Source organism: Comamonas sp. MYb69 (genome assembly GCF_037479315.1).
In the GTDB taxonomy this organism is placed as follows: domain Bacteria; phylum Pseudomonadota; class Gammaproteobacteria; order Burkholderiales; family Burkholderiaceae_C; genus Comamonas.
Genome location: NZ_JBBGZG010000001.1, coordinates 57104 through 77013, shown reverse-complemented (window position 1 = coordinate 77013; position 19910 = coordinate 57104). Strand labels below are relative to the sequence as shown.

At 59.3% G+C, this 19910-nt stretch carries 13 protein-coding genes; 7 read left to right on the top strand and 6 right to left on the bottom strand.

What is annotated here, in order from left to right:
* Positions 1 to 20 precede the first annotated feature (20 nt).
* Positions 21 to 4187, bottom strand: coding sequence for a YhdP family protein (locus tag WH303_RS00350; RefSeq protein WP_339516031.1), 4167 nt, complete (start codon positions 4185 to 4187; stop codon positions 21 to 23).
* A 121-nt stretch (positions 4188 to 4308) separates the two neighbouring features.
* Between WH303_RS00350 and glnE the strand changes: the two genes are divergently transcribed.
* The gene (glnE, locus tag WH303_RS00345; protein WP_339516029.1) at positions 4309 to 7044 is read left to right on the top strand and encodes a bifunctional [glutamate--ammonia ligase]-adenylyl-L-tyrosine phosphorylase/[glutamate--ammonia-ligase] adenylyltransferase; all 2736 of its coding nucleotides are present in this window, start codon (positions 4309 to 4311) and stop codon (positions 7042 to 7044) included.
* Between the two features lie 514 nt (positions 7045 to 7558).
* Here glnE and WH303_RS00340 read toward each other — a convergent pair.
* Positions 7559 to 8182: a glutathione S-transferase family protein gene (locus tag WH303_RS00340; RefSeq protein WP_021026605.1), complete on the bottom strand. Its 624-nt coding sequence runs from the start codon at positions 8180 to 8182 to the stop codon at positions 7559 to 7561.
* Between the two features lie 158 nt (positions 8183 to 8340).
* On the opposite strand from WH303_RS00340, the gene purB reads away from it, so the two are divergent.
* Together purB and WH303_RS00330 are read left to right on the top strand one after the other, a co-directional pair.
* A complete protein-coding gene (gene purB / locus WH303_RS00335; RefSeq protein WP_021026606.1) occupies positions 8341 to 9720 on the top strand; it encodes an adenylosuccinate lyase in 1380 nt (459 codons plus the stop codon).
* Positions 9721 to 9856: 136 nt separating this feature from the next.
* A complete protein-coding gene (locus tag WH303_RS00330; protein WP_021026607.1) occupies positions 9857 to 10417 on the top strand; it encodes a YaeQ family protein in 561 nt (186 codons plus the stop codon).
* Here the strand turns inward: WH303_RS00330 and WH303_RS00325 are convergent.
* A complete protein-coding gene (locus WH303_RS00325) occupies positions 10401 to 10829 on the bottom strand; it encodes a DUF3717 domain-containing protein (protein ID WP_339516027.1) in 429 nt (142 codons plus the stop codon). The genes WH303_RS00330 and WH303_RS00325 overlap by 17 nt on opposite strands.
* Positions 10830 to 11297: 468 nt before the next feature.
* Here WH303_RS00325 and WH303_RS00320 point away from each other — a divergent pair, with 468 nt between their 5' ends.
* The 3 genes from WH303_RS00320 to WH303_RS00310 all read left to right on the top strand — a co-directional run bounded on the left by WH303_RS00320 (position 11298) and on the right by WH303_RS00310 (position 13037).
* Complete coding sequence (locus WH303_RS00320) at positions 11298 to 12041, top strand: TerC family protein (protein ID WP_021026609.1); 744 nt, start codon at positions 11298 to 11300, stop codon at positions 12039 to 12041.
* 67 nt (positions 12042 to 12108) lie between these two features.
* A complete protein-coding gene (locus WH303_RS00315; RefSeq protein WP_021026610.1) occupies positions 12109 to 12549 on the top strand; it encodes a hypothetical protein in 441 nt (146 codons plus the stop codon).
* Between the two features lie 131 nt (positions 12550 to 12680).
* The gene (locus WH303_RS00310; RefSeq protein WP_339516023.1) at positions 12681 to 13037 is read left to right on the top strand and encodes a phage holin family protein; all 357 of its coding nucleotides are present in this window, start codon (positions 12681 to 12683) and stop codon (positions 13035 to 13037) included.
* Here the strand turns inward: WH303_RS00310 and WH303_RS00305 are convergent.
* Positions 13005 to 14702, bottom strand: coding sequence for a M48 family metalloprotease (locus WH303_RS00305; RefSeq protein WP_339516021.1), 1698 nt, complete (start codon positions 14700 to 14702; stop codon positions 13005 to 13007). The two genes, WH303_RS00310 and WH303_RS00305, sit on opposite strands and share 33 nt — an antisense overlap.
* Positions 14703 to 14902: 200 nt before the next feature.
* On the opposite strand from WH303_RS00305, the gene moaC reads away from it, so the two are divergent.
* Positions 14903 to 15379: a cyclic pyranopterin monophosphate synthase MoaC gene (gene moaC, locus WH303_RS00300; RefSeq protein WP_339516019.1), complete on the top strand. Its 477-nt coding sequence runs from the start codon at positions 14903 to 14905 to the stop codon at positions 15377 to 15379.
* Between the two features lie 10 nt (positions 15380 to 15389).
* Here moaC and WH303_RS00295 read toward each other — a convergent pair whose 3' ends face one another.
* Positions 15390 to 16163 carry a hypothetical protein gene (locus WH303_RS00295; RefSeq protein ID WP_339516017.1) on the bottom strand — a complete coding sequence of 258 codons (774 nt, stop codon included), beginning with the start codon at positions 16161 to 16163 and terminating at the stop codon, positions 15390 to 15392.
* Complete coding sequence (locus tag WH303_RS00290) at positions 16160 to 19897, bottom strand: phosphatase PAP2 family protein (RefSeq protein WP_339516016.1); 3738 nt, start codon at positions 19895 to 19897, stop codon at positions 16160 to 16162. Before WH303_RS00290 ends, WH303_RS00295 begins: the two co-directional genes overlap by 4 nt.
* Positions 19898 to 19910: the final 13 nt, after the last annotated feature.

The following is a 19910-nucleotide window of genomic DNA, read 5'->3' as shown; positions in this document are numbered from 1 at the left end:
GCGCAGCAGAGCCCGGACGCTCAATGCGGGGTGCCCACCGCGTTGCTGTCCGCTTCCTGCCTGCGGCCTATGCGCTTGACCTCGGGCTCCGACCAGGAGCCGCTGACCTCGAACTCCTGGGTCACCGCCTGCGTCAACGGCCCCTTGAACAAGGCCTGGGCCAGGAAGGTGCCAATGCCGATGACCGGGTTGATGGCGGTGGTCACCAGGGCCATCGTCGTGGTGTTCAGCTCGGGGATGACGACCACATGCAGGTTCTGGGTTTCATCGCGCAGGTTGGCACTGCCTTCGAGCAGCACGGCGGCAGTCACGCCCTTCATCTGCATATTGGTGGTCGAGGCCAGGCCATCGCTCACCAGCACATCGCCGCGCACAAAGTCAAAGCCAAAGCCTGCGCTGAACACGTCCTTGAAGTCCAGGGTCAGCCGGCGCGGCAAGGCCTGCAGGTTGAGCACGCCCAGCAGCTTGGCCGCACCGGGCTCGACCTTCAAAAACTGGCCCTGGCCGACATCGATGTGCAGCTTGCCATCCATGCTGGTGTAGTCGGGGCTCACGGGGCTGCCCGTCCAGCCGATGCTGCCCTGCACCGAGCCCTTGCCCTGGCGCACCACGCCAGCCATGCCCAGGCGGCCGAGCAAAGCGCCGGTGTCCTTCAGGTCCAGGCGCATCTCCAGCTCGGTACGGCGCCCGCCGCTGCTGCTGCGTTTGGCGCCCCAGTCGCCGCTGGCCTGCAGGCTGGCGGCATCGTTCGAGAGCACCATGTTCTTCAGCTGCCACCAGGATTTGTCCGCTTCGCGCTGGTTGACGGCCTGCACCTCCAGCCGGCCCACCGAATGCTGGCGCCAGCGCAGGTCCTCCACCACCACATCGAGCGCGGGCAACTGCCCGGGCTCCTGGCCCAGCGCGTCATCCTGGCTGGCGGCGGCCTTGCTGTCGGCGCCCTCCTGGCCCACACGCAGCTGGCTCAGCCGCGCGCGGATGGTGCCGGGGCCCTTGGCCTCCTGCTCGTACTCCAGCTGGCCATCGAGCAGGCTGGAGCTGACCTGGCTGCGCCAGCGCGCACCTGTGCGCGAGCCGCTCAGGTGCAGGTTGTGGATATCCAGGCCGCGCACCTGCAGGGTATCGAGGCGGATATCCCAGTGGTCGGGCAAAAAGGCGGCGTAGGCGTCGCCATCGGCGGGCGACGCAGGGGCCGCGCCTGCGGCCGCCGCACCCTCTGCTACGGGCGCGCGGGCCGGCGCCATGGCCTTGAGGCGCTGGGCCAGCGCCTGCCATTCCTGCACATCGACCTGCGGCAGCTGCACCTCGGCAATCACGCCCTTGGCCGGCAAGGTCAGCGCGCCAGCACCCAGGCGCAGCACGCCGCTGACCACCTTGTCGGGCACGGCATCATCGCTGCTGATGTCGCGCACATAGCGCAGCTGCAGCCGCCCCCCCACATCGAGCTGCATGTTCTGCCGCACCAACGCTGAAGGCGCCGCCTCCGGCACCGTGCTGGCAAAGTGCGTTGGCCAGACTTCGTAGGCCGCCTTTTTCAGCGGCACCGGCAGCGCCAGCGCCATGCCGGCCAGATCACTGCGCACCTCCACCAGCGGCACGCCCTGGGCCATGCTGATGTCCAGCTGGTAGGCGGCCTGGCCTTGGGCCAGTTGCGCCAGCTGCACCACCGGACCCAGCTCCTTAGCGCGCAGCAGGCCGTCCGCCGTGGCCACGCCATTGGCGCGCACCTTGAGGCGGGGGCCATGGTCCGCGCCAGCGGGCAGGCCGCTGACATCCATGCCACCCGAGAACTTGACCGCACCGCCCAGCGCCTGGCCCTGCAGCTCCTGCAGCGCAAAACCATGCTCGGAGAACTGCACCGCGCCGGTAACCTTGTCGACCACCGGCGAGTCATCATGGAACTGGATGCGGTTGCCCGGCAGCAGCACCTTGCCATCGACCTTGGACTGGGCCATGTCATGCACCGGCAGGTCGAGCTTGAGCTGCAGCTGGGCATCGCCATCGGCCTGGGTCTGCGCCAGCGCCTGCTGGGTCAGCGCATCGATCGCGCTGCCGCGCACGGTGGCCAGCATATCGGCCAAGGGCCCATTGGCCTGCGCGTTGACGAGCACGCGCGTGGCATGGAAGTCGGGAATCTGGGCACTGGTCTGGTCGACCACGATGCGCTGGTTGCCGTCCAGAATGCCCTTGGCCTTGTTCACCTGCATGCCATTGCCCTCAAACACCAGCTCGCCAGAGAGGCGGTTGAGCTCCGGCCAAGGCTTTTCGCCGGGGTGCAGGTGTGAGTTGGGCACATAGGCATAGCGCACATCGCGCACCGGTGCCACGATGCGGAACAGGCCATGGCGCGCGTCGGGGAAAGGCACCTCCCACAGATCGCCATCGATCTCGAACTGCACATTGCTGGCCTGGCCGGCCAGAACGGCATCGCGCACATAGTGGCGCGCATCGGGCGGAATGTGCAGCGGCAAATAGCGGTGCACCTGGGTGCCATCGGCCCGCTCGAGCACGCCCTTGAGCTGCAGGATGCCGGGAAAGCGCGAGTGGGACCCCGTCTTCTGCGGGTCGGCCGTCTGCCAGGACCAGCGCGCGTGGCCGGCCGCATGCGCATTGGCAAACTCCAGCCGCTCGGACTGCATCTGGATATGCTCGCCCTGCACCGTCCACTGCAGCTGGGTGCTGGCCGAGGTGATGGGGACCTGCGGGTCTTCAAACACCGAAGGCAGGTAGAGTGCGCCATCGGCAAAGGCAATCTTGGCCTGGCCGCCACCGGCCCGCGCATCAATCGTCAGATCCAGCCCGCGCAGGCCCACATGCGGCTGCCCAGCAGCCAGCACCAGGCCGCCATGGCTGTCGCGCGCCGCATTGGCGCGTGGCGCGGCAGCCGGCATGCCAAAGGCCAGCTGGCCCACATCGGCCTTGACCTGCCAGTCCTGCAAGGTATCCATATCACCGCGCCAATGGGCCGATGCGCTGCGGATCAGGCCGGCGGGCCGGTTGCTCTGCAGCCACTGGCGGGCGTCGTCGGGAATGGGCAGCAGCCGCGCCAGCTGGGCCAGCGAGGCAATATCGAGCGACTGGGCGCTGGCTTCCGTCTCGCTGGGCTGCTTGCCCTGGGCATAGACATGGTTGATGCGGGCGCTGCCACCGGGCCATTGCTCGCCGTTGGCCGACTCCACCGCCAGGTTCTCCGTCAACACGCGAAAGCCGCTGTCATCGGCCGCGCCGCCGATGCGGCCCTGCACCGAGCGCAGTAGCAGCACCGTGCCCTGCGCCGTTTTGTCATCGCTGGCCGCCGCAGCTTGGCGGCGCACGCCCACATCGCGCAAGGCCACATCGGCCGTGCCGTTCGTGAGCTTGCCCCGCGTCACATCCAGCCAGAGGCGCGCCGAGCCCTGGCCTTGCTGCACGCCCATCGCGGGCGGCAGGTAGGGCGCCATCGCGGCGGCATTGAGCTGGAGCGCCTCCAGGTAGACCTGGCCACTCCAGTGCTTCCAGCGGCCATCGTGCAGCGCCCAGATCGGCTGGTGCATGCGGCCGCGCAGCTCCAGCGCATCGCCCCAGTCCTCGGGCGGGCGCACACGCAGTTGCCATTCATGGCGCAGGCCGGGGTTGCGCAGCAGCAGATGCACATCGCTGAAGGTGACCGGCGGCAGACCGCGTTGCTGGTCATCCCAGGTGATGCTGCCGCCCTGCAGCAGCACTTCGCGCTGGCGAAACAGCCAGTCGGCGGCACTGCCGCTGTCCTGGTTCTGCGATGTTTCCACCAGCACACCGGCCACGCGCACACTGCCGTCAGCAGCGCGCTGCACCGTCAACTGCGGCGCGTTGATGACGATCTGCTCGGCCCGCAGTCGCAACAGCGACGGCACCGACAAGGCGACCTGGATCGTATCCAGGGTAAACCCTGCAGAGCCATCGGGCTGCGCGATGCGCAGGCCCTGCACCGCAATCGCAGGCACCAGGCCGTTATTGCCATCGGCCTGCAGGCGGTCGATGTGCACCGGCACCCCGAACGCCTGCGATAGCCTAGATTCCACTTGCGGGCGAAAGTCATTGATACGGGGCACAATCCACCAATGCAGCGCCGCCACGGCCATGGCCATCAGCAGCACCAAGCCCAGCAATAAGCCCAGCGACCATTGCACCAGCTTGGCAGCGAGCTTGAGCAATCGGGGCGCGCGCACAGTCAATCGAGTCCAATCAGTAAGGGGAAAGCGAAATTATGACCCGCGGCAAGTCCCTCGCTCGCGTTGCATATGTGAGCATTTGAACAGGTCTGCCGCAGGACATTGTCGATAAAGCGCTATGGCACACACGGATATCACGCCCCCGCAGGCCAGCCTGCCTCTGTCTGAGCATTCGCGCTTCGTCCAGCGCCTGCACCGCCGCTACGAGGGTTTGCTCGATCTGCTGCCCAGCGGCCCTCCCACGCATGCCACGATGGCCCCGACCCTGGCTGCACTGCAGGCCCAGGGCTATGCGCTGGGCGCTGCGCTGCGCATTCTTCGTCAGCTGGTGATGGAGCGCCTGGTGCACCTGGACTGCGACGAGCAGGCCGATCTGCAGACCATCACCCGGGGCGTGACCGAGCTGGCCGAGTTGGCGCTCGATGCCGCCTGCATTGCTGCGCGGGCCGAGCTGGACAGCCGCCATGGCGCCCCGCGCGATGCCGATGGCAACCCGGTGCAGCTGTGGGTGATCGGCATGGGCAAGCTGGGCGCGCGCGAGCTCAATGTCTCCAGCGACATCGATCTGATCTATATCTACGAGCAAGAGGGCGAGACCCTGGGCCAGCCCGATGGCCGGGGCAAGCTCAGCAACCATGAGTACTTCATCCGCGCGATCAAGCTGATCTACCAGCTGATCGGCGAGACCACCGAGCACGGCTTTGTCTTCCGTGTGGACCTGATGCTGCGGCCCAATGGCAACTCCGGCCCGGCCGCCATCTCGGTCGCGGCGCTGGAAGACTACCTGCAGACCCATGGCCGCGAATGGGAGCGCTTTGCCTGGCTCAAGAGCCGCATCGTGGCGCCACTGGCCGATATCCGCAGCCCCAATGTGCAGGCGCTGCGCGGCGCGGTGCTGCCCTTTGTGTTCCGCCGCTACCTGGACTACGCGGTCTTCGATTCGCTGCGCAGCCTGCACCGCCAGATCCGCGAGCATGCGGCCAAGCGCAGCGCGGGCCACCCCGAGCGCGCCAATGACGTCAAGCTCTCGCGCGGCGGCATCCGCGAGATCGAGTTCATCGTGCAGCTGCTGCAGGTGGTGCGGGGCGGCCAGTTCCCCGAGCTGCGCTGCCGCGCCACCCTGGAGGCCCTGCCCCGCCTGGAGCGCGCCAACCTGATGGCGCCCGAGACCGCGCAGGCCCTGGCCGAGGCCTACACTTTTCTGCGCAAGGTGGAGCACCGCATCCAGTACCTGGACGACCAGCAGACCCATGTGCTGCCCACGCGCGACGACGACCTGCGGTGGATGGCGCAGACCCTGGGCTATGACGACGAGTGCCGCTTCCTGCACCAGCTCGATGCGCACCGCGAACTGGTCGCGCAGGAGTTTGACAAGCTGCTGGGCGGCAACGAGGCCTGCAAGAGCGGCCAATGCGGCGGCGCCAAGGGGGCCGCTGCCAGCGCGCCCGAGCTGGAGACCGTGCTGCCCAAGCTGCCCGAGGCGGTGCGCGAGCGCGTGCTGCAGTGGCAGCGCAATCCCCGCTACAGCTACCTGAGCGATGCGGGCCTGGGGCGCCTGGTGCTGCTGCTGCAGCGCACGGCCCAGTGGCTCAGCCAGGGCCAGGTCAGCGAGATCGCCGCGGTGCGCCTGGCCGACTGGATGGAATCGCTGCTGCGCCGCGAAAGCTACCTGGCGATGCTGCAGGAGCGCCCGGCCGTGCATGAAAAGCTGATGCACATGCTGGGCGCGGCCAAATGGCCGGCCCGCTACATGCTGCAGCACCCTGGCGTCATCGACGAGCTGGCAAGCGATGCACTGATGCATGAGCGCTTCAACCCGCAGGAGTTTGAGGCGGATCTGGAACGGCGCCGTGCCGCGCTGCAATCCACCGCTGAAGACGACGACGAGAACCTGCTGAACCTGCTGCGCCGCGCCCACCATGCAGAGACCTTCCGCACCCTGGCGCGCGACATCGAGCAGCAGATCACCGTCGAGCAGGTGGCCGATGACCTGTCGGCACTGGCCGATGCCGTGCTGCGCGTGACCACGCGCTGGTGCTGGGGCCGGCTCAAGAGCGCGCACCGCGCCGAGCCGCAGTTCGGCATCATCGGCTACGGCAAGCTAGGCGGCAAGGAGCTGGGCTACGGCAGCGACCTGGACATCGTCTTTGTCTTTGACGACGACGACGAACGCGCACCCGAGGTCTATTCGGCCTTTGTGCGCAAGCTCATCAGCTGGCTCACCGTCAAGACCGGCGAAGGCGACCTGTTCGAGATCGACACCGCGCTGCGCCCCAACGGCAACTCTGGCCTGCTGGTCACCAGCTTTGACTCCTACGCCAACTACCAGCAGCAGCGTGGCAGCAACACCGCCTGGACCTGGGAGCACCAGGCGATGACACGCGCCCGCTTTGTGCTGGGCAGCCCTGCGCTGGCGGCCCGCTTTGATGTGGTGCGCGAAGCGGTGATCACCGCCCCGCGCGATGCGCCAGCGCTGCGCAGCGAGATCGCCACCATGCGCGAGCGCGTGCGCAGCGCCCATGCGGTGCCCGCTGGCTTGTTCGATGTCAAGCACAGCGTGGGCGGCATGATGGATGTGGAGTTTGCCGTGCAGTACCTGGTTTTGCTGCATTCGGCTTGCAATTCCCAGTTGCGTCCCAACCTGGGCAACATCACCTTGTTGCGGCGTGCCGAAAGTGCCGGTTTGCTGCCCGAAGGCATGGGTGAGGCGAGTGCGAATGCCTACCGCGCATTGCGCCGTGTGCAGCATTTAGCCAGGCTGAACGAGGCGCCCACCCAGGTGCCTGAGACGGCCTTGCTGGAAGAGCAGCAGACGGTGCGGGCGCTGTGGGCAACGGTGTTACAGACTGCATAGATCCTGCAAAAAGGCCGATGGAACTCGGGAATTCATAAGGGTTTATACTGCGTGATCACCCGTCGCTAGCATTCACTTACGCGCAACGGCATTCAAAACGATGTACTATCGCCTATCATTCAGCGATTAATTCGACGAATGATAACGTAATGAAACAAATTATTTATTTGTTTACAATACATTTATGGTGGCTGGCGGAAACTTAAAAACGCCCGCCCACTCTTTGAACCATGTAAAGGCGACAGACGCAGTTTTTACGGACCCTTTTTAATGTTGCGAAGTCTTTCAGGCCCAATTCGGCATGACTGCAAACCTGAAGTGCTTCTCCTCCCTCCCTCTCTATCATTCACTTCGGGACGCTTCGCAACTTTTTTTATACCCAGGCCCAGTCCAGACGACTGGGCCTTTTTTTTTTGCCTGCGCGCAGCCTGTCCGTGGCAGCAGGCTCGGGAGCCTCTCAGCCCTGAGCCTGCAGGTCGGAAGCGCCGCCCTGGGGCTGCAGTTCGGGAGCGCCTCAGCCTTCAGGCTGCGTCGCCGCAAAGCTGGGCCGGGCTTCCAGGCGCTCCAGCAGCTGCGCCAGGTTGGGGTGGCGCGCTGCCCAATCCAGCTCGGGAAAGCGAAAGCGCAGCCAGGCCAGCGCGCAGCCCACGGCGATATCGGCCAGGCTGATGTGCACGCCCGTGCCGGCAAAATAGGTTTTCTGACCCAGACCGTTGCCCATGGCCTCCAGCCCCGCCCAGACCTTGCCCAGCTGGCGCTCCACCCAGGCGGGGCTGCGTTGCTCGGCCGAGCGGCCAGCAAAGGCGTATTCCATGCGCGCCAGCACGGCGGCATCGAGCACACCATCGGCCATCGCCTCCCAGCTGCGCACTTCGGCGCGCTCGCGGCCCAGGCTGGGGATCAGCCGGCCCACGGGCGACAAGGTGTCCAGGTACTCAACGATGACCCGCGAATCAACCAGCACCGAGCCATCGTCCAGCACCAGGCAAGGCACCTTGCCCAGCGGGTTGACCGAGGCGATCGTGGCCCTGTCGCCCCAGACATCCAGGGTCTCCAGGCGGTAATCGAGTTTTTTCTCGGCCAGCACCACGCGCACCTTGCGCACATAGGGACTGGTCAGGCTTCCTAGCAATTTCATAGCTTCAGGCTCAGGCAGGTGGCGTCGATCCGGTCCGCAGGGACCTCCAAGCTGCCATGGGCATGGGGGTCCGCACGGGACATTTGCACCTCTCGATTGTAATTAGGCAAATCCAGACTGCAGCCGCGGCAAACGGCCCGCTTCTACAATAGCGGCCCATGAGCCTGTCTTCCCTTACCGCCCTTTCTCCGCTGGATGGCCGTTACGCCTCCAAACTGTCCACCCTGCGCCCGATCATGAGCGAATTTGGCTACATGCATCGCCGTGTCCAGGTGGAGATCACCTGGTTCATCGCGCTGTCCGATGCCGGTTTTGCCGAGTTCTCGCCGCTGTCCGAGGGTGCGCGCAGCTACCTGCACGGCCTGGTGAATCACTTCAGCGAAGCCGACGCCCAGGCGATCAAGGACATCGAGAAGACCACCAACCACGATGTCAAGGCGGTGGAATACTGGATCAAGAGCAAGTTCGAGGCACGCCCAGAGCTGCTCAAGGCGGCCGAGTTTGTGCACTTTGCCTGCACCAGCGAAGACATCAACAACACCAGCCATGCGCTGCAAATCCGCGCCGGCCGCGACCAGGTGATCCTGCCGGGCCTGGACCGCGTGGTGCTCAAGCTGCGCGAGATGGCGCACCAGTATGCCGCCGTGCCGATGCTCAGCCGCACCCACGGCCAGACCGCCAGCCCCACGACCGTGGGCAAGGAACTGGCCAACGTGGTGGTGCGCCTGCAAGCGGCGATGGACCGCATTGCCAACGTCAAGCTGCTGGCCAAGATGAATGGCGCCGTGGGCAACTACAACGCCCACCTGTCGGCCTGGCCCGAGTTCGACTGGGAGAGCTTCAGCAAGAACGTCGTGGAAAAGCACGAGCCCCAGGGCCTGGGTCTCACTTTCCAGCCCTACTCGATCCAGATCGAGCCGCATGACTACATGGCCGAGCTGTTTGACGGCATCGCCCGCGCCAACACCATCCTTATCGACCTCTCGCGCGACATCTGGGGCTATGTCTCGGTGGGCTACTTCAAGCAGCGCCTCAAGGCCGGCGAGATCGGCTCGTCGACGATGCCGCACAAGGTCAACCCAATCGACTTCGAAAACGCCGAAGGCAACCTGGGCCTGGCCAATGCACTGCTGCGCCACCTGTCGGAGAAGCTGCCGATCAGCCGCTGGCAGCGTGACCTGACCGACTCCACCGTGCTGCGCAACATCGGCGTGGCCACCGGCTATGCCGCACTGGCCTACACCTCGCTGATGACCGGCCTGAACAAGCTGGAGCTGAACGAAGAGCGCCTGGCCGAAGACCTGGACAATGCCTGGGAAGTGCTGGCCGAGCCGATCCAGACCGTCATGCGCCGCTATGGCGTGCAAGGCGCCTATGAAAAGCTCAAGGAAGTCACCCGTGGCAAGACGGTGCGCGCCGAAGACCTGCACCAGCTGATCCGCAGCCTGGAGATCCCGCAGGCCGACAAGGAGCGCCTGCTGGCCATGACCCCGGCCAGCTACATCGGCAAGGCCACCGAGCTGGCCCAGCGCGTTTAAGTACGCTCCCCCCAAGAGGCCAGGCGCTCCCTGGCCTCTTGCCTTTTTTCTCTCACCGCCCGGCCAAGTGCAACGCGCCAGCCGGGCGCGCCGGATTCACCCCCGAAGCCCAGGCTTCGTCACCAGACCCTGCCCCATGGCTATCAAATCCACGATCTACAAAGCCAATCTGTCGATTGCCGATATCGACCACAACTACTACGCCGACCACAACCTGACCCTGGCGCGCCACCCCAGTGAAACCGACGAGCGCATGATGGTGCGCTTGGTGGCGCTGGCCTTGAACGCCCACCAGTTGCAGGACCTGTGCAATGGCGACGGCACCTTGGGCTTTGGCGCCGGCCTGTCGGACCCAGACAACCCCGATGTGCACCTGACCGACTTCACCGGCGCCAAGCGCATCTGGATCGAAGTGGGCCAGCCCGAAGAAAAGCCGATCACCAAGGCCTGCAACAAGTCGGACCACATGCTGGTGTACTGCTTCAACCATGCAGCCGAGATCTGGTGGAAGGGCCTGGAAGGCAAGCTCGCGCGCCAGGAAAAGCTCGAAGTGTTCCGCCTGCCGACCGAGGTGTCCCAATCGCTGGCCGATCTGGCCGAGCGCAGCATGCAGCTGCAGGCCACCATCCAGGAAGGCCAGCTGACCCTGTCCAGCGACAAGGGCACCGTCTTTGTAGAGCCTATTCGCTGGAAGTGATGCCGCCTGCGGCACGTGCCCGCTCGGCATAGCGGTTAAAGCGCCAGGCCGTGCCCTGCAGGCTGATGCGCCGCCACACCGCCCGCTTTTGCACGGGGCTGTAGGCCAGCCAGTGCTGCACCTCCTCAAAGCTGCGGCCGCAACCCTTGCAGACCGCATCGCCCTGGCTGGTGGAGCATATGGCGATGCAGGGCGTATCGGGTGTGGTCTCCCACCAGGCCAGCCAGGCCTGCATGGCCGCATCGCCCATCTCGCGCATGTCCACCCCATTGCTGCGCTGGTAGACCAGCCGCGCATAGACCTCGGCCAGTGCAGCCACCTGCGGTGCCAAGGATGCGCCAGGGCCACTGGGCGCGCGCTGGCGCCAGTGGTTGATGGCTGCTTCCAGATCGGTCAGGTGGATGATTTCCATAGCTGCCATCGATGATAGCCCTGCGGCAGCGAAACCGCCAAGCGGCGGTACACCCCCACTTGTTCACAGCTTGTTATCCACAGGTGTGGGCAAACACAAACATGCGGGAATACTCTGTGCAGTGGCCCGGTCTTTGTCACCCCAAAGCGCTTGGTTTGTGTTCCAATACGCGCTGACGAAGGGGAGTAGCTCCCGTTGATGCCTTGCCAGCGGCAAGCGCAGAGACATGTAATGCGTCGTCAGTACGAAGCCTCACGGCTTCCGGCGCGTTAGGTTCATGGCCCACATGATCTGAGCAAGACCTTTGAAAACCATGGTGCCGCACCACAGGTCTTCGAAGCTACTGCCCGGCGGTTGGCCATCACGGCGCCAACGCTGAACCACGTCGCCTCCCTGACTTGTAACGACACCCCACTGGCTGGTCTGTGCATGGTGCATGGGCCGCTTTTTCAAAAATTAGGTGCTTACATGGACTTGGATTTTCTGACGCACGCGCCCTTCTGGATTGCACTGGGCCAAATCATCATCATCGACATCCTGCTGGGCGGCGACAACGCGGTGGTGATTGCCCTGGCATGCCGCAAGCTGCCCCCTGACCTGCGCCGCAAAGGCATCATCTTTGGTACCGCTGGCGCGATCATCTTGCGCGTCATCCTGATCGCGTTCGCGATGTTCCTGCTGGCGCTGCCGTTCCTGAAGTTTGTCGGCGCCATCTTGCTGTTCTGGATCGGCGTCAAGCTGCTGGTGCCTGAAGACGAAGACCATGGCAACATCCAAGGCAGCGACCGCCTGTTTGCCGCCATCAAGACCATCATCGTTGCCGACCTGGTGATGAGCGTGGACAACGTGATCGCCATTGCCGGCGCCGCGCAGAACGCCGGTGACGAGCACCACATGCTGCTCATCGTGCTGGGCCTGCTGATCTCGATCCCGATCATCGTCTGGGGCAGCCAGCTGGTCATCAAGCTGATGGAGCGCTTCCCGATGGTCATCACCGCCGGCGGCATGCTGCTGGGCTGGATTGCGGGCGGCATGCTGGTCTCTGATCCCGTGTTTGCCAACCCCGACAAGTGGACCTGGATGTTCAAGATCGACCAGAGCAAGACCCTGCACTACGCAGCCGCTGCGGCGGGCGCACTGGTCGTGCTGGTGCTGGGCAAATGGCTGGCCAGCAAAAAAGCCAAGGAACTCCCGGCGGCCAACGTACACTAAGCCCATACCCGCCCTCTACCACCACCGCTGGCAGCCCCACGCTGCCAGCCCCACCTAGGCCACTTGGATGAACGTAAAAATAGTCTTTGTAGATGATGCCGCCTTTGCCCTGCAGCGCTTGAACGAGTGCGCAACCATCAACGACGAGCACTGGGTGCTGGTGGCTTGCGCCCCCAAGATCACCCGCAGGGCCAGCCGCTGGGGCAATCGCAGCACCCTCGAAAAGTGGCGCAACAAGTGGGCCAAAAACCTGTTTGAGGGCCTGATCCCGCAAAGCACCCAGCTGCAGCGCGCCCGCGTCTCGACCCATATCTCGGAAGTGAGCGTGCAGCAAATGACCGCCCAGCTCCACGCCGAGTACCCCGAGGCCGAAGTGCTGGACTGGCGCCGCCCCAAAGCCATCTCCGAGCCACCATCGGCCGACTTTGTGCCGCGCCCCGCCAAGCTGGCAGGCTCGTTGCTGGGGATTCTGGGCATCTGCTTCAGCTTGGTGCTGGACGGCGCGTAAAGCCATCAGCCCCATCACCCAACACAAAGCGCCTTCGGGCGCTTTTTTCATGGCTGTGCTCGGTGAACAAACCTTCCATCATTGGATGCCGGCCTATACACAGCACGCCCGCCATCCGCTATGCTGGCGCCATGAAACTCATCCTCAAATGGCTGCTCTCCGCAGTCGCCCTGCTCTGTGTCGCCTACCTCTACAGTGGAGTGGAAATCCGCAGCTTTGGCGCGGCGCTGATTGCAGCGCTGCTGATAGGGTTGTGCAATGCGATAGTGCGCCCTGTGCTGATCGTGCTGACCCTGCCCGTGACGATACTGACCCTGGGCCTGTTTATCTTTGTCATCAACGCGCTGATGTTCTGGGCCGCGTCCGGCATCGCTGGCAGCGGCTTTGTGGTGCATGGCTTTTGGGCTGCGCTGATCGGTTCGGTGCTCTACTCGGTCATCAGCCTGGTCATCGAATCACTTACGGGCCGCCTGCTCCTTGGCAAGTGATTGCATCTCGCGCAAGCGGGTGTCGATGATCGAGGCCTCGTAGTAGTCGTTGCGGTTCGGGCTGTTGCGCGCCATATCCTGCCCGGCGCGCAGACGGTCTACCGCAGCGGCGTAGTCATACTGCGCAGCCCGGCTCTCGGCCTCGGCGCGGATGGCGCGCAGAGGCTGGTTCTGCTGGCGCAGCACCCATGACAGCGCAAGCCAGGCCCCTGCATCCTTGGGCCACTGCACCACCAGGGTCTGCAGGCGGCTGCTGGTCTGGCGCAATACCCCTTCATAGGCCGTCAAACCCGTGGCAGGCAGCTGCGCCAGGGCCTGTGCAGCCAACACCAACTCGGGCCGATCACTGCTCTGGCCAGAATCATCCCCCACCACCGCCTTGACCTCCGGCAGCAGCACATCGCGGCTGCTGTCCTGGATGCTCAGCGACTTGTCCGAGCCCTGTGTAATCACCGCTTCGTTGACCAGGCCGGTCATCGCATTGCTGACCGTCACCGAGGTGCTGCCCACCTTGTTGGGCGGAGGCTTGAGCGGCTGGATCTTGGCCAGCGCAGCCAACGCATCCTGCGGCTGGCGATTGCGCAAGGCCAGATCAGCGCGTAACAGCTGCGCCTGGCGCATCGCATCGGGGTGGGCCTGCACGGTGGCGTCCAGCTCGTCCAGCGCCGCCAGGGCCTCCGCATGGCGCCCCAATTGGTTGTGCGACATGGCAGCCAGATACCAGACACCCGCGCGCTGGTCCAACGAGCGGTTGGCAAAATCGGCCGCTGTGGTCAGCTGCACCCATTGGTGCAGTACCTGGGGCTCAGGCTTGGACAGCATGCGCGCCCGGGCCGACATCATCTGCGCCACCATGCCCGTGTCCTGCGGTTTGCGTGCAGCACCAGCGGGCAAGCGTGACTGCATGTCGGCAATGCGCTCGGTGGTCAGCGGGTGGGTGCGCAAGTAGGGCCAACTGCCGTTGTCGTTCATGCGGTTAGCTTGTTGCAGCTTTTCGAACATGCTGACAAAACCCGCTTGCGAGTAGCCGGCAGGCGGCATCAGGCTCATGCCGGTGCGGTCCGCTTCACGCTCCATATCGCGTGAGAAGTTCAGCTGTGACTGGATGGCGGCGGCCGAGCTGCCCACCATCAGCGCCTGGGCCGCAGCCGGGTTCTTGCTCGCGGCCAAGGCGCCCAGGATCATGCCGGCAATCATCACCGGCGTCATGCGCGACTGGCGGGCCAGCATGCGAGCAATATGGCGCTGGGTGATGTGGCTCATCTCATGGGCCAGCACCGAGGCCAGCTCGTCGCGGCTACCCACTACACCCACCAGACCGGTCTGCACACCCATAAAACCGCCCGGCAGCGCAAAGGCATTCACGGTGGCATCCTGGATCAGCATCACCTGCCAGGCAAAGCGCTCCTGCAGTTCAGACGTCAAGGTGCCACGCTGGCGCGCTGCCAGCATCAGCTCCTGCCAGATGCCGTTGACGTACTCATACAGAATCGCGTCATCCAGAAACTGCGGATCGCGGTAGATCTCGCGTGCAATGTCATCGCCCAGGCGCCGCTCCTCGCTGGTGGTCATCTCGGCGCCCTCGCCCATTGCCGGCAAGCTGGTGTCAGCCCGCGCCTGTATGGGGCCCAGGACGGCCACTGCCGCCATTTGGGCCGCGAGCAAGGCACAAGCTGTGCGTTTAAAAAACCATGTATTCATTCAAAAATCCGTGCGGCAGCAGATGCTGAATCTGAATCAAGCCAGAGGGTGACCAGAGCGGGCTCCTTGCCATCAAGCCTTCACCCCAACACGTATGATGAAGCACCACTGCACAAGTTGCATCCTGTATTGCCGCTTGTGACGTATTGAACACGGAAAGCACCATGACTGAACTCACCCATTTCGACGCCCAGGGCCAGGCCCATATGGTCGATGTAGGCGCCAAGCCTAACACCCATCGCATTGCAATTGCGGAGGGCTTCATCACCATGCAGGCGGCCACCTTGGACATCATTGCTGCGGGCACTGCCAAAAAAGGGGATGTGCTGGGCATTGCACGCATCGCTGGGATTATGGCGGCTAAGAAAACCAGTGAGCTGATACCGCTGTGCCACCCGATTGCGCTGACTAAGGTGGCGGTGGAGTTTGAGTTGTTACCTGAAAAGAATGCTGTGCGCTGCGAAGTAAGAACTGAAACCGTTGGGCCTACAGGGGTGGAAATGGAGGCCTTGACTGCAGTACAGGTATCGCTTTTGACTATTTATGACATGTGCAAGGCTGCAGATAAGCACATGATGATGAACGGTATTATTCTGCTAAAGAAACGAGGAGGAATAACAGATCACCTTGCAAATAAATAAAGTTGTTTAATTACCATCCATCTATATGCAAATAGCCTTTTGGCAATCCATCATTGCGATCCACTACTACAACCCAATCATCAACCGAGCCCAGAACCATTGGAAAATATCCTAGCGAAGATAAACCATCTTTCGATTTTTTTGCTATATCTTCCAGGCTCTTATTATCAATCCCCCTCAAAGTCAAGCCTTGCACAGGCTGAAGATTTTTACGAATATCCTCCAACTGCGTCTCATATTTCACCCAGCGTGATGGCCGCAAAGACGGAGGCTCACCATTAATAGAACGCACTAGACTATCAAGATATAGGGGATCTCCAGCAGTAAGAAGCTTTGCACCTATCAGACGAGGACCACTCCAGCTCAAATGCATAAAATCCGGAGAGGCTTCTCCAAGCTGATCAGCATCTATATCATTTGCCCGCACAATGCGAAAGCGATCGCCTTCATATGCCAAAAAAACAGGCCGTACAGAAGTTAAGCGCTCGAGGCCATATATCATTGCGCCCAGTTGCAGGGCAACAATCACCACAATATCCAAACGCCATTTCCATTTTTCCTTAAATGGATCAAAAATTAACAATGTCAATAATGGTCCACATATAATATCTACAGCTACAATTACAAGAAAAATTTGTCGTCCACCGGTAATTTCAGCATATGGGTAAGGAAACCAAACTCCAAATATCAAAAACGCCAATACTGCTAGCACGAGCATTCCGCATGCTAAATGGAACACTGCAATACCTCGAGCTGCATTGAATCGATTTTTTATCGAATTCATTTAGCACCCTTAAGCATATTCACTATCTGCGTTACAGAATCATACGTTATGGCATTTCCCTTAGGAGTAGCATATTCAAGATATAGATTCCTGTCCGTTGATACAAAAAAACTCATCGACGGATCAAAGCTACTCAAAAGAGCGTTTACCTGCGCTGGACCAGCGACCACCTTCCCTGGCAACTGTCTAACATCGATACTAGATATGGTATGTCCAGTAAGTAGCCTTTGGACAGCCAACTCATTGTCAATTGCCACGTCATCATTGGATGCAACAATAATCCCCTGCCCGCCACTTACATACACCCAGACATTTTTAAATACAGAGCGCACTGATCCAATAATATACAAAAAATCAACTGGTCGCATATGATGCATTTGCACCCACTGCTGCAATACCCCACCCGGCAATAATCGTTTATTTGCAATCTCATAAAATTCACGATTATATAAATTAGCTGCACCAGCAAACCATATAGAGGTAATCTCAAGACTAATTAAATCAAATTTTTTAGTTTGAGTCAGCAGATAATTTCTTCCATCAGTGTAATGCATATGTACAGACGGATGCATCGAAATATTTGCATTGATGTTTTTAAAATGCTTATCCGCCATTAGAACAATATCACGAGATAGTTCGACCACATCCTGCTCGACAAATCCTTGATCTTGAAGCACTCTCGCGGTCATACCTGTACCATAACCAATTACCAACGCATTATCTCTTTTTGTAGTATGTAACAAAGGTATAAGTGCAAACGATTCCTGAGCGACCATCTCCCCTTCTTCGGCGTTGTTTCCTTGAAATTTTCCATTCGTTAATAATGTCAACATGCCGTCAGAACTTTGTGCCACAGTCGTTAGTCCACCTTCTACACTTTCCGCATGGTCAATAACCTTCCCCCATGGCTGCGGATAAAAATATACATTACTTCCCTGAGATAAAGAATTAAGATCCCACTTAGACGGGAAGTTTATCAATGTCAACGACAAAAATCCAACTGCAATCCAACTTCTCAACAGCAACTTCGAACGAAATACAGAGCGAATACTATTATCGCAAGATATCAGCATCATGACTGAAAGAATAAGGGCAACAATTGCTAGTCCAAGCAATACGTTACGCGAACCATAAATTGGCAGCCACCAGAATCCTGCAAATAAAACTCCGGCAATATTCCCTAAGGTATTAATTCCACTGGCGATGCCAACGCCACGTGCCACGTTACCGGTACGACCTAACCAGTCCGCAGCCAATCCCATGGCAGCTGGGTAGCTTACTCCAATAAATATTGCGGGTGGCATCATTGCCAATGCGCATACCGATGCCCTCACAAATTCTCTCCCCGCAAAATCCAAGAAGAGGCCACGCTGCATGGCATATTGGAAGCTTCCCATGTAATTTGCAAGTCCATCCCATACGAAAGAAGTAAGTAATATGGATAAAGCAATGCCTGCTTGAGCCCATCCCACCAAGATCGCTTTACTCACATGGCGCATCAGCCATTCACCTATTGTCGAACCTAGCCCGAGACCCAATAAGAATGTAGCTAACATTAATCCAAAGGCATAGACACTATTTCCTGCAACAACTGCAAGCAAGTGCATAAACACCACTTCCAATGCCAGTGTTACTATACCGCCTATCAAAAGTACACACAGTGCACCATGCCCTTTGAGCGAGTCAACAGCCAACAGTGTCGATGCTTCGATGATTGAAGTTCTTGCAACTGTCCGGTTAGTAGTTCTCTCAATGTAAGATACAGATCCTTTTTTTAATTTTTCGATAACATACAGCGATACCAATAGACTTATTGCTGCTGCAAGGAATGTCCCACCATTACGCCCTACAGCCGGCAATAGCAAATATCCCGCGATCAATGCACCTACCGCAGCCCCCAATACATTCGCGCCGTACAGTGGAGCAATTGCTCGCCCAGTTGGTATACCCATACTACGCAAGCATTGAAAAACTAAAGGTAATGTAGCCCCCATCAATATTGTTGGAACTCCTAGGACTGCGGCGCCTAACGACATCCGTAATATTGTCAACCAGCCTGCATCTGGCGCACGGTCTTCAGCAATCATCACATAAATTAATTGAATGGCCGAGAACAACAAAGGCGTGATAGCTGCGTACAAACCTATAGCCGCCTCAAAATATGCATACCAAAGCAACGGACGCTTTGTTCGCTCCGCGAGTAACCCGCCTAACCATGCTCCTAATGCCATCCCTCCCATATAAGTCATGAGCACTGTTTTAGCTGCCAAAGATGTACCGCCAAAGGTCACCCCTAGTGCTTTGGCATATACAACTTCGTAAACTAAACCTGCTAAGCCCGAAAAGAAGAAAATACCGACCAGCCAATGATTGCCTTTTAGCTCTTTCGGCAAAAAAACAGGTGCACGCCAAGCCTTATTGAGATGTGAATGCTTATTTTTTAATAACAGATCTTCGTTTGCATCACACTCATCCCAGACGCATCGAATAAATACAAACAATAATAAAATACCAAAACCCACGCTAAAAATGCTCATTATTTGAACCAGCCTAATATTTTCTTCCAAAAAAATTGGCCAAAAGCGTAGCAATATCATCCAAATGAAAAACGCAAATATTGCGCTTAATTGGATTTTCTTAGCCCAACTAGGTGCTTGCTGCCAACGTGGTGGATTCATCAAGCTCACACCCACAGCTGTAGCAAATGGGACTGCAATTACCAAATCTATTAGATAATGCTCCCCTAAGGCCAACGTTGCCCAAGCAGTACCTAAAAGAAAGAAAATTGACAATGCAAACAGAAACTTGCGCCTAAATGAGGCACAAATCATAAGAACCCATATAGCCCCAGATAGATGCATTGACGGCACTGCATTCCTAGCTGAACCTTGTACCGTAGCCATCACTGATGGTATATCTGTAATCCCTGGGATATTCGATGGGTAATTTGTCAAGCCATATACCGCTATTGGCCCTGTTGCGGGAAGCCACAAATAGCATATCCAAGCGATACCAAAAGGCAAGACAAGCATGCGCCAGCCATGAAGAGATCGAATTTTTTTTTCCCTAATTAGCATTGCAACCAATGGAAAAAATAACAGCGCAAGCAGTGAATAAATTACCACTGTCAGCGATCTTATCCAATTAGGTCCCTCATTGGCAACTTTCGCAATGAATTGCGAGAACCCACCAAATGCAGCATCTATTTTTATCAAATGATAATCATAGGTAAGAGGATATAACAAGACCCCATTACGAAGTGCGGCATTTGTTGCCACCCCCAAAGAAATTGTTGCAATCGTCAGCAATATGTATGTAGAAACCCACTCTGGTAAATTTTTCCTAGAAATAATATGAGCTACTATATAATAAATTGCCTTTATAAACAAACCCCACCCCAAGGGAATCGCAAATATATAAAACAGTGAATAAAATTGATAAGCTTCATCAGTCGCAAATATATAAAAAAAGACAAATACAAGCCCTATCACTGCAAAAATATTTCGACCTTTTACTCCCCATGGCAACCACCCAGCGATGGCGAAAAAAATTGCCCCCCCTGCCAAAGGAAAAGACCATTGAATAAAATGTCCAATTAGCGTCCTATCAACCCCCATAATGGTTGAAATATACGAATGACCGTAAAGCATCAAGTGCACTGATTCCGCTAACAGTGCCATAACTACAAATAATGTAGCCCATGCCCTCACTTCTTTCATATACATCTCAACCATATCCCTCGCCCTG

Coding starts and splice junctions, on each gene's coding strand:
- glnE (WP_339516029.1), top strand. CDS start 4,309: ATGGCACACACGGATATCACGCCCCCGCAGGCCAGCCTGCCTCTGTCT.
- WH303_RS00340 (WP_021026605.1), bottom strand. CDS start 8,182: ATGAAATTGCTAGGAAGCCTGACCAGTCCCTATGTGCGCAAGGTGCGC.
- purB (WP_021026606.1), top strand. CDS start 8,341: ATGAGCCTGTCTTCCCTTACCGCCCTTTCTCCGCTGGATGGCCGTTAC.
- WH303_RS00330 (WP_021026607.1), top strand. CDS start 9,857: ATGGCTATCAAATCCACGATCTACAAAGCCAATCTGTCGATTGCCGAT.
- WH303_RS00325 (WP_339516027.1), bottom strand. CDS start 10,829: ATGGAAATCATCCACCTGACCGATCTGGAAGCAGCCATCAACCACTGG.
- WH303_RS00320 (WP_021026609.1), top strand. CDS start 11,298: ATGGACTTGGATTTTCTGACGCACGCGCCCTTCTGGATTGCACTGGGC.
- WH303_RS00315 (WP_021026610.1), top strand. CDS start 12,109: ATGAACGTAAAAATAGTCTTTGTAGATGATGCCGCCTTTGCCCTGCAG.
- WH303_RS00310 (WP_339516023.1), top strand. CDS start 12,681: ATGAAACTCATCCTCAAATGGCTGCTCTCCGCAGTCGCCCTGCTCTGT.
- moaC (WP_339516019.1), top strand. CDS start 14,903: ATGACTGAACTCACCCATTTCGACGCCCAGGGCCAGGCCCATATGGTC.
- WH303_RS00295 (WP_339516017.1), bottom strand. CDS start 16,163: ATGAATTCGATAAAAAATCGATTCAATGCAGCTCGAGGTATTGCAGTG.
- WH303_RS00290 (WP_339516016.1), bottom strand. CDS start 19,897: ATGGTTGAGATGTATATGAAAGAAGTGAGGGCATGGGCTACATTATTT.